The 13476-nt window shown below is 71.2% G+C and carries 12 protein-coding genes; 7 read left to right on the forward strand and 5 right to left on the reverse strand.

Features of this window, described 5'->3' with window-relative positions; all coding sequences use genetic code 11:
• Positions 1-130 precede the first annotated feature (130 nt).
• From glgC to ACLNGM_RS01825, 7 genes are all read left to right on the forward strand, one after another.
• Positions 131-1399 (forward strand): glucose-1-phosphate adenylyltransferase, encoded by a 1269-nt coding sequence (glgC, locus tag ACLNGM_RS01795; protein WP_416356944.1) that lies wholly within the window; start codon positions 131-133, stop codon positions 1397-1399.
• Positions 1396-2841, forward strand: a complete 1446-nt coding sequence (glgA, locus tag ACLNGM_RS01800; protein ID WP_416356945.1) for a glycogen synthase GlgA — start codon at positions 1396-1398, stop codon at positions 2839-2841. Before glgC ends, glgA begins: the two co-directional genes overlap by 4 nt.
• Positions 2841-4469: an alpha-D-glucose phosphate-specific phosphoglucomutase gene (locus ACLNGM_RS01805; protein ID WP_416356946.1), complete on the forward strand. Its 1629-nt coding sequence runs from the start codon at positions 2841-2843 to the stop codon at positions 4467-4469. Before glgA ends, ACLNGM_RS01805 begins: the two co-directional genes overlap by 1 nt.
• Positions 4466-5056 (forward strand): DUF2585 domain-containing protein, encoded by a 591-nt coding sequence (locus tag ACLNGM_RS01810; protein ID WP_416358538.1) that lies wholly within the window; start codon positions 4466-4468, stop codon positions 5054-5056. Before ACLNGM_RS01805 ends, ACLNGM_RS01810 begins: the two co-directional genes overlap by 4 nt.
• 15 nt (positions 5057-5071) lie before the next feature.
• Positions 5072-7090 (forward strand): glycogen debranching protein GlgX, encoded by a 2019-nt coding sequence (gene glgX / locus ACLNGM_RS01815; protein WP_416356947.1) that lies wholly within the window; start codon positions 5072-5074, stop codon positions 7088-7090.
• 72 nt (positions 7091-7162) lie between these two features.
• On the forward strand, positions 7163-8992 hold the full coding sequence (gene mutL / locus ACLNGM_RS01820) for a DNA mismatch repair endonuclease MutL (protein ID WP_416356948.1): 1830 nt from the start codon (positions 7163-7165) through the stop codon (positions 8990-8992).
• A gap of 60 nt (positions 8993-9052) precedes the next feature.
• Positions 9053-9268 carry a DUF2093 domain-containing protein gene (locus tag ACLNGM_RS01825; protein WP_416356949.1) on the forward strand — a complete coding sequence of 72 codons (216 nt, stop codon included), beginning with the start codon at positions 9053-9055 and terminating at the stop codon, positions 9266-9268.
• Here the strand turns inward: ACLNGM_RS01825 and lpxK are convergent.
• The 5 genes from lpxK to ACLNGM_RS01850 are packed head-to-tail and all read right to left on the reverse strand — an operon-like array spanning position 9211 to position 13476.
• Positions 9211-10296, reverse strand: coding sequence for a tetraacyldisaccharide 4'-kinase (lpxK, locus tag ACLNGM_RS01830; RefSeq protein WP_416356950.1), 1086 nt, complete (start codon positions 10294-10296; stop codon positions 9211-9213). The two genes, ACLNGM_RS01825 and lpxK, sit on opposite strands and share 58 nt — an antisense overlap.
• Complete coding sequence (locus ACLNGM_RS01835) at positions 10293-11615, reverse strand: 3-deoxy-D-manno-octulosonic acid transferase (RefSeq protein WP_416356951.1); 1323 nt, start codon at positions 11613-11615, stop codon at positions 10293-10295. Before ACLNGM_RS01835 ends, lpxK begins: the two co-directional genes overlap by 4 nt.
• Positions 11612-12382 carry a lysophospholipid acyltransferase family protein gene (locus ACLNGM_RS01840; RefSeq protein ID WP_416356952.1) on the reverse strand — a complete coding sequence of 257 codons (771 nt, stop codon included), beginning with the start codon at positions 12380-12382 and terminating at the stop codon, positions 11612-11614. The genes ACLNGM_RS01835 and ACLNGM_RS01840 overlap by 4 nt, the downstream gene beginning before the upstream one ends.
• 21 nt (positions 12383-12403) lie before the next feature.
• Positions 12404-12640 carry a DUF4170 domain-containing protein gene (locus ACLNGM_RS01845; protein WP_416356953.1) on the reverse strand — a complete coding sequence of 79 codons (237 nt, stop codon included), beginning with the start codon at positions 12638-12640 and terminating at the stop codon, positions 12404-12406.
• Positions 12641-12690: 50 nt separating this feature from the next.
• Positions 12691-13476 carry a 3'(2'),5'-bisphosphate nucleotidase CysQ gene (locus ACLNGM_RS01850; RefSeq protein ID WP_416356954.1) on the reverse strand — a complete coding sequence of 262 codons (786 nt, stop codon included), beginning with the start codon at positions 13474-13476 and terminating at the stop codon, positions 12691-12693.

The following is a 13476-nucleotide window of genomic DNA, read 5'->3' on the forward strand; positions in this document are numbered from 1 at the left end:
TGCAAAGGGCGAAGACCGATAGTTGCCGCGCGATCTTCGGCTCTATCTTTCCACGCTGGAAACGAAGAAGACTGGCAGTCGGCATGCCCTTTGCGCGGGAGCGAGGGGAACTGCGCAGGAGGAGACGAGGATGGCAGATCACCGGCGCGCGGGGCCGATCTCGCGTGACACGATGGCCTATGTGCTGGCCGGCGGGCGCGGATCGCGCCTGATGGAGCTGACCGACGACCGCGCCAAGCCGGCCGTCTACTTCGGCGGCAAGTCGCGCATCATCGATTTTGCCCTCTCCAACGCGATCAACTCGGGCATCCGGCGCATCGGCGTCGCCACGCAGTACAAGGCGCACTCGCTGATCCGCCACCTCAACCGGGGCTGGAACTTCCTGCGTCCGGGCCGCAACGAGAGCTTCGACGTCCTGCCCGCCTCACAGCGCGTGTCGGAGGACCAGTGGTATGCCGGCACCGCGGACGCGGTGTACCAGAACATCGACATCATCGAGGCCTACGCGCCCGAATACATCGTGATCCTTGCAGGCGACCACGTCTACAAGATGGATTACGAGATCATGCTGCAGCAGCATGTCGACACCGGCGCCGACGTGACGATCGGCTGCCTCGAGGTGCCGCGCATGGAGGCTGTCGCCTTCGGCGTCATGCATGTCGACGAGAAGAACCAGATCACCGCCTTCGTCGAGAAGCCGGCCGATCCGCCGTCGATTCCCGGCCGTCCCGACACGGCGCTCGCCTCGATGGGCATCTACGTCTTCAACACCAGGTTCCTCGCCGAGCAGCTGCGCCGCGACGCGGCCGACCCCAATTCCAGCCGCGACTTCGGCCACGACATCGTGCCCTATGTCGTCAAGAACGGCACCGCCTACGCCCATACCTTCTCCTCCTCGGTGGTCCGCTCGGAGGCCGAGTACGGTTCCTACTGGCGGGACGTCGGCACGGTGGACGCCTACTGGCAGGCCAATATCGACCTCACCGACGTCGTGCCGCAGCTCGACATCTACGACCGCGACTGGCCGATCTGGACCTATGCCGACGTGACGCCGCCGGCCAAGTTCGTCCATGACGAGGACGGGCGCCGCGGCATGGCGATCTCCTCGCTCGTCTCGGGCGACTGCATCATCTCCGGCGGCTCGCTGCACCGCTCGCTCCTGTTCACGGGCGTGCGCCAGAACTCCTATTCCGTGCTCAACGAGGCCGTGGTGCTGCCGCACTGCCACATCGGGCGGGGCGCGCGCGTCACGCGCGCCATCCTCGACCGGGGCGTCCACATCCCGGACGGACTGGTGATCGGCGAGGATCCCGAGCTCGACGCCAGCCGCTTCCGGCGCTCGGCCGGTGGCGTCTGCCTCGTCACGCAGTCGATGATCGACCGGCTCAGCCAGGGATGACCACGGTCCTCTCCGTCGCGTCGGAGGTCTTTCCGCTGATCAAGACGGGCGGGCTCGCCGACGTGGCAGGGGCGCTGCCCCTGGCGCTCGGCGCGATCGGCGTCGACGTGACGACGCTGATGCCCGCCTATCCGTCGGTGCTCGCCCAGATCGAGGGTGCCGAAACGGTCGCCGCGATCGACGATCTCTTCGGCGGGCCGGCGCGCATCCTCGCCGCCGACGTCGCGGGGCTCTCGATGCTCGCGCTCGACGCGCCGCATCTCTTCGACCGGCCGGGCGGCCCCTATGTCGGGGCGACGGGCTACGATCATCCCGACAACTGGGCGCGCTTTGCCGCGCTCGGCCGCGCGGCGGCGCTGATCGGCACGGGCCTCATGCCGGGCTACCGGCCCGACATCGTCCACGCGCACGACTGGCAGGCGGCGCTCGCGCCGGTGTATCTCGAGCAGGCCGGCGTCGATCGGCCGCGCACCGTCATCACCATCCACAACCTCGCCTTTCAGGGCGCCTTCCCGCAGACGATCTTTCCCGAGCTCGGACTGCCGCAGAGCGCCTGGGGCGTCGACGGCGTCGAGTACTACGGCTCGGTCGGCTTCCTGAAAGGTGGCCTCAGGGCCAGCGACCGGATCACCACGGTCAGCCCGAACTACGCGCGCGAGATCCTGACCGCCGAGGGCGGCATGGGTCTCGACGGCCTGCTGCGCGGCCGCGAGGACCGCCTGTCGGGCATCGTCAACGGGATCGACGTCGAGACCTGGGACCCGAACGCCGACCCGCATGTCGCGGCGACCTTCGACCGCGACGCGCTGTTCCGTCGCGTCATCAACAAGCGGGCGCTCGAAGCCGAGTTCGCGCTGGAGGAGGACGACACGCCGCTTCTTGCCGTCGTCAGCCGCCTGACCTGGCAGAAGGGCCTCGATATCCTCGCCGAGAGCTGCGACGACATCATCGCGGCGGGCTGTCGCCTCGCGGTCGTCGGCTCGGGCGACCGGATGCTGGAAGGCGCGTTCCTGTCGGCTGCCGCGCGTCACGCCGGGCGCATGGGCGTTCGCATCGGCTACGACGAGGTCCTGTCGCACAGGGTGCAGGCGGGCGCCGACGCGCTGCTCGTGCCGTCGCGCTTCGAGCCTTGCGGGCTCACCCAGCTTTATGCGCTGCGCTACGGCTGCCTGCCGGTGGTCAGCCGCGTCGGCGGGCTTGCCGATACGGTGATCGACGCCAACTTCGCCGCGCAGACGGCGGGTGTCGCCACCGGCATCATCTTCGCGCCCGTCACGCGCGAGGCGCTGATGGAGGGCGTCCAGCGCCTCATTGCCCTCTACGCCGACGCGCCGCTGTGGCGCGACATGCAGCGCACCGCAATGGCGAGCGACGTGTCCTGGACCGCCAGCGCACGGCGCTACGCCGACCTTTACCAGAGCCTCCTCCAGGAACGAGCCTGATGATCCGAACCGTCGCGACCAAGCCCTTCGACGACCAGAAGCCCGGCACGTCGGGCCTGCGCAAGAAGGTCCCGCATTTCGCGCAAGGTAACTACGCCGAGAACTTCCTGCAGGCGATCTTCGATGCGACGGAGCGCCCGGCGGGCTCGGCGGTCGTGATCGGCGGCGACGGGCGCTATCTCAACGCCACCGTGATCCGCAAGGCGATCCGCATGGCGGCGGCCAACGGCGTCGCCAAGGTGATCGTCGGGCAGAACGGGCTCCTGTCGACGCCCGCTGCCTCCAACCTCATCCGCCAGCGCAAGGCGGCCGGCGGCATCGTCCTCTCGGCCTCGCACAATCCCGGCGGCCCGGACGGCGACTTCGGCATCAAGTACAACATCGCCAACGGCGGCCCGGCGCCCGAAGGCGTCACCGACGCGATCTACCGCCGCACCAAGGAGATCCAGGACTACCGGATCTGGGACGGCGAGGCGCCGGACCTCTCGGTGATCGGCACGAGCCGATTGGGCGACATGGAGGTCGAGATCGTCGATCCCGTCGTTGACTATGCCAGCCTGATGGAGACGCTCTTCGACTTCGGCAAGATCCGGCAGGCGATCGAAGGGGGCCTCACGCTGCGCTTCGACGCCATGCACGCCGTCACGGGTCCCTATGCCAAGGAAATCCTGGAGAAGCGTCTCGGTGCGCCGGACGGCACCGTCCTCAACGGCGTGCCCTCCGAGGACTTCGGCGGCGGCCATCCCGATCCCAACGTCGTCTGGGCGGCCCCGCTGGTCGACCTGATGATGGGCCCGACGGCGCCCGACTTCGGCGCGGCCTCGGACGGCGACGGCGACCGCAACATGATCCTCGGGCGCGGCATCGTCGTCACGCCCTCCGATTCGCTCGCAGTTCTCGCCGCCAACGCGCATCTGGCGCCCGGCTACGCCAAGGGCATCGCCGGCATCGCCCGTTCGATGCCGACCAGCGGCGCGGCCGACCGCGTCGCGCAGAAACGCGGCATCGGCATCTACGAGACGCCGACCGGCTGGAAGTTCTTCGGCAACTTGCTGGACGCCGGCAAGGTGACGATCTGCGGCGAGGAGAGCGCGGGCACCGGCTCCGACCACGTGCGCGAGAAGGACGGGCTCTGGGCAGTGCTCCTGTGGCTCAACATCCTCGCCGAGCGGGGCCAGTCGGTGGCCGACATCGTCAAGGCGCACTGGGCCGAGTTCGGGCGCAACTACTATCAGCGCCACGACTACGAAGAGGTCGACAAGGCGGCGGCCGAGGAGCTGATGAACTCGCTTCGCGGTCGCCTCGCCTCCATGGCCGGCCAGCGCTTCGGCACGCTCGTCGTCTCCGAGGCCGACGACTTCTCCTACAAGGACCCGATCGACGGTTCCGTGTCGACCGGCCAGGGCGTGCGCATCGTCTTCTCGGGCGGCTCGCGCATCGTCTTCCGCCTGTCGGGCACCGGCACCGTCGGGGCGACCTTGCGCGTCTATCTCGAACGCTTCGAGCCGGACGCCTCGCGCCACGACCTCCCCGTAGAAGAGGCCTTGAAGGAGCTCGTCGAGACGGCGGACGCGATCGGCGAGATCAAGGCGCGCACCGGCCGCGCCGAGCCGGACGTTCGCACCTGAGCGCAGCCGCATCTCCGGCCGGCACGCGGCGGATCCCGCCGCGTGCCGTCTGCCTCGTCGCTCTGATCGTGGCCGTGACGGCCGCGATCCTCCTGGCCATGGGCCGCGTGCCGATCTGCCAATGCGGCACCGTCAAGCTCTGGCACGGCGCGGTGGCGAGTTCGGAAAACTCGCAGCACCTCTCGGACTGGTATTCGCCGTCCCACCTCATCCATGGCTTCCTGTTCTACGGGCTGACGCATCTCCTGATGCGGCGCTGGTCGCTCGGCCCGCGCCTTGTGGTGGCGACGGCGATCGAGGCGGCGTGGGAGATTGCCGAGAATACCGACGCCGTGATCAACCGCTACCGCGAGGCGACGATCGCGCTCGACTATTTCGGCGACAGCGTGGTGAACTCGCTCGCCGACATCGGCTTCATGATCGCGGGCTTCCTCCTGGCCTCGCGCCTGCCGGTCTCCGTCACGGTCGCGATCGCGGTGGGCTTCGAGCTCCTCACCGCCTGGCTGATCCGCGATAACCTCACCTTGAACGTCCTGATGCTTCTCTATCCTCTCGAGGCGGTGCGCGACTGGCAGGGCGCCGTGTAGGGACGGGCAGGCGATATGACGATGATCACAGCGGAACGGGGCGCTCCCCAGCGGCTCGGCGCGAGCGTTGCGGCGGACGGCGTCCATGTCGCGGTCTTCTCCGCCCATGCGAGCCGCATCGAGCTCTGCCTCTTCGATCCGGCCGGCATCAGCGAGCGCGAGCGCCTGGCGCTGCCGGGTCGCGCGGGCGACGTCCATTTCGGCTTCCTGCCGGGGCTGGCGGAGGGCGCGCTCTACGGCCTTCGCGCCCACGGGCCCTTCGATGTCGCAAAGGGGCATCGCTTCGATCCGGCCAAGCTCCTCGTCGACCCCTACGCCCTCCGGCTCGACCGGCCCTTCGTCTACCACGCGGCACTCGGCGCGCCGGTGGCGCGGCAGCTCGACACTGCCGCCCTCGTGCCGCGCGCCGTGGTCTGTCGCCCCGACGCCGGTGCTTTGGTGCTGCCGTCCCAGGCGCCCGGTTTCACCTACGAGCTTCTGGTGCGCGCCTATACGCAGCGCCACGAGGGCGTGCCGGCCCCCTTGCGCGGCACGCTCGGTGCCCTCGCCGAGCCCGCCGTCCTCGACCATCTCGAGCGCCTCGGCGTCGAGACGTTGGAACTGATGCCGCTCACGGCGGCGATCGACGAGCGGCATCTCGTCCGGCTCGGCCTGTCCAACGCCTGGGGCTACAACCCCGTCTGCCAGATGGCGCCCGACCCGCGCCTCGTGCCGGGCGGATGGGCGGAGGTGCGGCGGGTGACGGAGGCGCTGCACGCGCGCGGCATCCGCGTCCTTCTCGACATGGTGCTGAACCATTCGGGCGAAAGCGACCACGGCGGGCCGACGCTCAGCTATCGCGGCCTCGACAACGCCACCTATTACGCCGCCGACCCGAACGAACCGGACCGGCTCGTCAACGACACGGGCACCGGCAACACCTTCGCCTTCTGGCGCGAGCCCGTGATGCAGCTCGGGATCGACGCGCTGCGCGCCTGGGTCGAGTTCGGTGGCATCGCCGGGTTCCGCTACGATCTCGGCACCATCCTCGGGCGCGGCCCCGGGGGCTTCTCGCCCGACGCGCCGTTCCTCCGGCGCCTCGCCGGCGATCCGGTGCTGAAGGACCGCCTCCACGTGATGGAGCCGTGGGACATCGGCCCCGGCGGCTATCAGGTCGGCCGGTTCCCGGCGCCCTTCCTCGAATGGCAGGACCGGTTCCGCGACGATGTCAGGCGCTTCTGGCGCGGCGAGAAGGGGCTCCTGTCGGCGCTCGCCACGCGGCTGTCGGGCTCGCCCGACCTCTTCGCCGGGCCCGGCCGCGATGCGGCATCCGGCGTCAATTTCGTCGCCGCCCATGACGGGTTCACGCTCGCCGACGTCGTCGCCTACGAGGACAAGCACAACGAGGCCAACGGCGAGGGAAACCGCGACGGCCACAACGAGAACCATTCCTGGAACAACGGCGCGGAAGGGGCGAGCGCCGACCCCGCGATCCTCGCGGCGCGGCGGCGCGACATCCGCGCGCTTCTCGCCACGCTCTTCGTCTCGCGCGGCAACCCGATGATCGTCGCAGGCGACGAGATGGGCCGAAGCCAGGGCGGCAACAACAACGCCTATGCGCAGGACAACGAGACGGTCTGGGTCGACTGGGCGGCGGCGGACGACGGGCTCGTCGCCTTCACCGCGCGCCTTGCCCGGCTGCGGGCGGACACGCCGGCGCTCCGCTCCCCGGCCTTCCTGACGGGAGCCGAGATGGAGGACGGCCCCGACGTCACCTGGCTCGGGGCGGACGGCGCGGCGATGGCTCCCGCCGACTGGCAGGACGGGGAGCGGCATTGGCTCGGCGCGCGCATTGCGGTGGACGGCTCGGTGGCGACCGTCGTATTGAACGCTGGCCACGAGGCGCTTTCACTCCCGCTTCCCCCTCCCTCGCCCGGTCGCGCGCATCGCCTCGCGCTGGCTTCCGACCAGCCGGTCGCGCCCGAGCGAACGCTGTCGGCGGGCGCTCCGCTTCTTGTCGGCGCGCGCTCCGTCGCGATCGTCGTGGAAGGCTGAGCCCGGCCGTTTGCCCCGGCGCGCCGAGGCGCCTATGTGACGGCGAACAGAATGCCGGCCGAAGGGGCCCGAATGCCGATCCGCCAGCTCACCGAGACCCTGATCGACCAGATCGCCGCCGGCGAGGTGGTGGAACGGCCGGCGAGCGTCGTGAAGGAGCTCGTCGAGAACGCGCTGGACGCCGGGGCGCGCCGCATCGAGATCGCGACGGCCGGCGGTGGCAAGAGCCTCATCCGCATCACCGACGACGGCTGCGGCATTCCGGAGGCCGAGCTGCCGCTCGCCGTCCGGCGCCACTGCACCTCCAAGATGGAGGGCGGCCTACAGCGGATCGAGACGCTCGGCTTTCGCGGCGAGGCGCTGCCCTCGATCGGCTCGGTGGCGCGGCTGTCCCTCCGCTCGCGAGCGCGCGGCTCGGACGGTGCGCACGAGATCCTCGTCCATGGGGGACGGCAGGAGGGGCCGCGCCCGGCCGCGCTGTCGGCCGGCACGGTGATCGAGGTGCGCGACCTCTTCCACGCCGTGCCCGCACGCCTCAAGTTCCTGAAAAGCGACCGGGCGGAGTCGGCGGCGATCACCGAGGTCGTCCGGCGCATCGCCATCGCCTTTCCCGCCGTGCGCTTCGAGCTGACCGGCGAGGACCGCAGCCCTCTGGTCCTTCCGGCTGTCGACGAGGCGGCGGCGCTCCAGCGCATCGGCGAGATCGTCGGCGAGAGCTTCTCCGACAACGCCTTCTCGCTCGACGCGGGGCGCGAGGGCGTCTTTCTCGCCGGTCATGCGGGCCTGCCGAGCTTTCATCGCGGCACGGCGCAGCACCAGTATGTCTACGTCAACGGGCGTCCGGTGCGCGACCGGCTGATCCTGTCGGCGATCCGCGGCGCCTATGCCGACGTCATGCCGCGCGACCGGCATCCGGTCTGCGTCCTCTTCCTGCAGGTCGATCCGCGCGACGTCGATGTCAACGTTCATCCGGCCAAGGCCGACGTGCGCTTCCGCGACCCCGGCCTCGTGCGCGGGCTCGTCGTCGGCGCGATCCGGGCGGAACTCGCGCGACTGTCGCTTCGCGGCTCGACGGAGGGCGCGGACGGGCTGATGGCGCGCTTTCGCGCCGGTGGCGGGAACGAGCCGGCGACAGCCCCCACGGATGCGGCCTATGCCCCGCGGCCGGCTTTCAGCTTTTCCGAACGGCCCGCAGCGCCTTACGATCCCGCCCGCTCCCCCTCGCGCCCGCTGGACGACCGCCCGGCCAATTTCGGCGGCTTCCAGCCCTCCGCCCGCACCGACCGCTCCGAGGAGGCGGCACCCGCCCCGATCCGGGCGGAGTTTCCGCTCGGCGCCGCGCGAGCCCAGATCGGCCGCGCCTTCATCGTCGCCGAGACCGAGGACAGCCTCGTCCTCATCGACCAGCATGCCGCCCACGAGCGCCTTGTCTACGAGGCGTTGAAGGAGGCGATGCATGCCAAGGCCCTGCCCTCGCAGATGCTCCTGATCCCGGAAGTGGTCGACCTCACCGAGGCCGAGGTCGAGCGCCTCGTGGCGGAAGAGGCGGTGCTGCAGCGCTTCGGCCTCCATCTCGAGCGCTTCGGGCCGGGCGCGGTGATGGTGCGCGAGACGCCGGCGATCCTCGGCGAGGTGGATGCGCCGGCGCTGGTGCGCGAGATCGCCGACGAACTGACGGAAACGGGCTCGGGCTCGGGGCTCGGCTCGCGCGTCGACCATATCGCCGCCACCATGGCCTGCCATGGGTCGGTGCGCGCCGGCCGTCGCCTGCAGGCGAGCGAGATGAACGCGCTCCTACGCCGCATGGAGGCGGTGCCGGCGTCGGCGACCTGCAACCACGGGCGCCCGACCTTCATCGAACTGAAGCTTGCCGACATCGAACGCCTGTTCGGGCGGCGTTGACACGGACGCCCGTTTGGCCCGAACAACGCCACCATAGATGTCCGGAAGAAGACCTATCCCATGATGAACCGAATGGACGGCGGCGGCGAAGCGAAGCTGCGCTACGGAGACGGCGACTTCGAGGTGATCCGCCCCGGCGCCTTCGTGCGCTGCGCGGTGACCGGCGAGGCGATCGCGCTGGACCTTCTGAAATATTGGAGCGTCGAGCGCCAGGAGCCCTATGCAGACGCCGCGGCCTCGCTCAAGGCCGAGACGGGCGCGGCGACCAAGGGCTGAACCGCGGGCGGACGCGCGCGGAACGCCGCCTCGGCCGCCAGAAGGATCGTCTCGGGCGCGGCGGGATCCTCGAAACGCAGCGCGACACGCAGAACCCGCGCGGCCTCGCCAAGCAAGCGCGCCTGCGGGCCGCCGGCCAGGAGCCGGACATGGTCCTTGGCCGTCGTCACCGGCACTAGGCCCTTGGCCTCAGCGTCCGACAGGATCGCGTGCGCCTCGGCTTCCGTGAAGGGGTGGTGGTCGGGAAAATCGCGCCGCGTCTCGACCGCGGCCCCGGCCTCCTCCAGCGAGGCATGGAACTTACCGGGGTTGGCGATGCCGGCAAAGGCGAGGCAGCGCGCGCCGCGGAGCCCTGCCGCGTCGACCGTCGCAAGGCGCGCGCGATGGACCGGCTTGCCGTCGGCGGCCGCACGGCGCGCCACGGCGTCGCCGGGCTCGCCCGCGCCGATCACGAGAAGCGCGTCGGCGTGCGGCCACTGAACGCCGAGCGGCGCGCGCAAGGGGCCGGCGGGAAAGGTGCGCCCGTTGCCGAGGCCGGTCGCCCCGTCGACCACGAGAAGCGCCAGGTCCGGCTGGAGCTGCGCGCTCTGGAAGCCGTCGTCCATCAGGAAGAGGTCGCAGCCGGCGTGGCGCAGGAGAAGTGCGCCGGCCGCGCGGTCGGGCGAGGCGGCGGTCGGCGCGCGCTCCGCCAGAAGCAGCGCCTCGTCGCCGACGAGCGCCGCGCCGTGGCGGTCGGGCTCGACCAGAAGCGGCAGGCGCGATGCGCCGCCATGGCCGCGCGTCAGGAAGCCGGGCGTCCGCCCGAGCGCCCGCGCGGCCTCCGCGAGCGCCATCGCCGTCGGCGTCTTGCCGCCGCCGCCCAGCGTAAAGTTGCCGATGCAGATGACCGGTGCCGCAGCCTGTCGGCGCGGCGCCTCCGCCATTCGGCGCGCGGCGACGCGCCCGTAGACGAAGGCGGCGGGCTCGAGGAACGCCGCCTGCCAGCCGAACGGCTCGAACCAGAAGCGGGGCGCGCGCCAAGGGATCAACGCCGGTCTCCCCCACGGTCCATCGAGACGGCAAGGCGCAGCGGCAGGAGATAGGGGTCGAGGGCGCCGAGCGTCCGGCGCAGCGCTCCGCCCATCTCCTCGACGCTCTGATGGGCCGCGCTCGCCATGGCGCGCCGCGTCTCGGGATGGGCGAAGAGCTCGGCGACCGCCGCCTCGAGCGCCGGCGCGTCCGGCACGATGCGCGCGCCGCCGCGCTCGATCAGCCGGCCGTAGATGTCGCGGAAGTTCTGCACGAGCCGTCCCGACAGGATCGCGGTGTTGAGGCGGGCGGCCTCGAGCGGGTTCTGGCCGCCCTCCGAATGGATCGACTTGCCGATGAAGGCGATGTCGGTGAGGCGGAGATAGAAGCCCATGTCGCCGATCGTGTCGCCGAGCAGCACGTCGGCGGTCGGATCGGGCAGATCGCCCCGGCTCCAGCGCGCGACGCTGAGGCCGCGCCCGGTCAGCATCCGGAATACGGCATCGGCGCGCTCGACATGGCGCGGCACGATCACGGTGAGAAGCCGCGGCCGGTCCTCGCGAAGGCGCAAATGGATGTCGGCGGCCATCGCCTCCTCGCCCTCGTGGGTCGAGACGGCGGCCCAGACGGGCCGCAGGCCGATCATCCGGCGCGCCTCGTCGAGGTCCTCGCGGTTCACCGGCGGGGCGGCGATGTCGGCCTTGAGGTTGCCGACCGTCGTCACCGCGCGCGCGCCGAGGAGATGATAGCGCTCGGCATCGACCTCGGACTGCGCGGCCACCAGCGCGAAGCTTTCCATGATGGATTCGGCGAGGCGCGGCGCCGCGCGCCAGCGCTGGAACGAGCGGTCCGACAGGCGGGCGTTTACGAGCACCTGCGGCACGCGCCGGCGGGCCAGCTCGCTGAGCGTCACCGGCCAGATCTCGCTTTCGGCGACCAGCGCGAGATCGGGCTGCCAGTGGTCGAGGAAGCGCGCGACGCAGGGGCGAAGGTCGAGCGGCACGTATTGATGGATCATGCCGGGCACCAGCCGCTCGGCGATCATGTTGGCCGAGGTCACGGTGCCGGTGGTGACGAGGACGCCGATGCCCTCGCCGGCCAGCGTCTGGGCGAGCGGCATGATGGCGAGACTCTCGCCGACGCTCGCCGCGTGGACCCAGACCAGCGGCCGGTCGTGCGGGCGGATCTCGGACGGGAAGCCGTAGCGCTCGCGCCGGCGCGGACGCTCCTCCTTGCCCTTGGACGCCCGCCAGGCGACGTAGGGGCCGATCACCGGATAGGCGAGCGAGCCGGCGACGCGGTAGGCGCCGAGCGCCCGTCGGGCCCAGAAGTCGCTCATGGCCGGTCTCCGTCGGCCAGGGCGAGGGCCTTCTCGTTGGCGGCCTCAATGGCGCGCGTGATGACAGCGCGCAGGCGCTCCATCTCCTCCGGCTCCGCGTCGGGTGGCACGGTGATCGGATCGCCCATGACGACGGCGATGCGCCCGAACGGCAGGGGCAGCGTCGTCTTGTCCCAGCTGCGTTTCACGACATGGCGCCGGCTGGTGACCGCCGCGCTCGGGATGATCGGGCGCCCCGACAGCTTGGCGAGCGTGACGATGCCGAGACCCGCTTCGCGCGGCGTGCCCTTCGGCACATCGGCGATCATGCAGACGCCGAAGCCCTGGCCCAGGCTGCGACGCAGCTGGATCAGCGCCCTCGCCCCGCCCTTTTCGCGCACCGCCTCGCGCACGCGGCCGCCGGACCCGCGCACCGTGCCGATGCCAAAGCGCTCCACCACGGCGGCGTTCATCTCGGCGTCGGCGCTGCGCGACAGGAGGGCGACATAGGGGAGTTCGATCGGCCGGAAAAAGGGAGCCAGGAGATGCTGCCCATGCCACAGGCCGACGATGGCGGGATGATGGCGGGTGAGGATGGCGCGAAAGTCGCTGGAGCCGGGCGCGGTGCGCTGGGCGAGGCGGATGAAGCGCAGCGCGCCGTGGATGACACCGGCGCCGAGGCCGACGGCCGCGCGCGAGCGCAGCCAGGCCTTCGAGCGCCGCTGCAGGCGTACGCGCCAGCGCTTGCGCGGCGCCTTGCCCCCGCCCGAACCCGCAATCTCGTCCACGCGCGCCGGCGCCCCGGCCCGTCAGACCGTCTCGGGGTCGAGCAGGCGGTGAAGATGGACGATGAAGTAGCGCATCGAGGCGTTGTCGACGGTGGCCTGCGCCTTGCCGCGCCAGGCGGTGAGTGCCGAGGCGTAGTCGGGGAAGATGCCGACGACGTCGATCGCCGACAGGTCGCGGAAATCGACGCCCTGGAGGGAGGAAAGCTCGCCGCCGAACACGAGGTGGAGGCGCTGGCGGGGCTCGGCTTCGCTGACCATGAAACGGGATCCGATGTTGCGGGCGGGCCGGGGCGCCGCCGGGAGTTTCGTCAGGCCGCGAGAGCGGCGTAGGCGCGCAGGCGCTCCACGATGTCCGGCGCGCCGGCGACCAGAACGCCATGCCTTCTGGGGACGGGATTGTAAAGGTGGGGCCCGGTGTCCAGCCCCGCGAGGACCCCGCCGGCCCGCTCGAGGATCAGGTCGGCGGCGGCGATGTCCCAGTCGTTGGCGCGCGCGCCGACGAGCGTCCCGTCGAGCCGGCCGCAGGCGACCATGGCGAGCCGCAGCGCCAGGGAGGGGATGTTGGGCGCGTAGTCGACCGGCGCCTGCGTGCGGCCCGCGATCTGCCGGCGCATCGGCTCGGGCATCGACAGGCGCAGCGTCTCGCTGGGCTCGCCGCTTGAGCGCACCGCGATCGCCGTGCCGTTCAGCTCGGCCGTGCCGCCGGCGGACGCGGCGAAGACCTCGCCGAGCGAGGGCGCGTCGAGGACACCCGCCACCGGCCGGCCGCCCGACACCACGGCGATCGACACGCACCAGGTCGGCTCGCCGCGCAGAAAAGCCCGCGTGCCATCGATCGGGTCCACCACGAAGAAGCGCTCCTCGCCGCCGTCCGAGGGGCGCGCGGCGGTTTCCTCCGAGATCCAGCCGTAGCCGGGCCGGGCCGAAAGGAGGGCGGAACTGAGATAGGCGTCGACCGCGAGGTCGGCCTCGGAGACCGGGGATTGCCCCTTCCACCAGACGCGGGGGTCGCGGCGCCAGAAGCGCGCGGCGATCCGCCCGGCTTCCGCCGCGACCTCGCGCAGGAGGTCGAGATCATCCTCCGCGTCGGCCAC

The organism is Aureimonas phyllosphaerae, from assembly GCF_047943035.1.
GTDB lineage: Bacteria > Pseudomonadota > Alphaproteobacteria > Rhizobiales > Rhizobiaceae > Aureimonas > Aureimonas phyllosphaerae.

Excerpts from the sequence above, each read along its gene's own strand:
- glgC (WP_416356944.1), top strand. The coding sequence starts at position 131 with ATGGCAGATCACCGGCGCGCGGGGCCGATCTCGCGTGACACGATGGCC.
- ACLNGM_RS01825 (WP_416356949.1), top strand. The coding sequence starts at position 9,053 with ATGATGAACCGAATGGACGGCGGCGGCGAAGCGAAGCTGCGCTACGGA.
- ACLNGM_RS01845 (WP_416356953.1), bottom strand. The coding sequence starts at position 12,640 with ATGGTCAGCGAAGCCGAGCCCCGCCAGCGCCTCCACCTCGTGTTCGGC.
- ACLNGM_RS01805 (WP_416356946.1), top strand. The coding sequence starts at position 2,841 with ATGATCCGAACCGTCGCGACCAAGCCCTTCGACGACCAGAAGCCCGGC.
- ACLNGM_RS01835 (WP_416356951.1), bottom strand. The coding sequence starts at position 11,615 with ATGAGCGACTTCTGGGCCCGACGGGCGCTCGGCGCCTACCGCGTCGCC.
- glgA (WP_416356945.1), top strand. The coding sequence starts at position 1,396 with ATGACCACGGTCCTCTCCGTCGCGTCGGAGGTCTTTCCGCTGATCAAG.
- glgX (WP_416356947.1), top strand. The coding sequence starts at position 5,072 with ATGACGATGATCACAGCGGAACGGGGCGCTCCCCAGCGGCTCGGCGCG.
- mutL (WP_416356948.1), top strand. The coding sequence starts at position 7,163 with ATGCCGATCCGCCAGCTCACCGAGACCCTGATCGACCAGATCGCCGCC.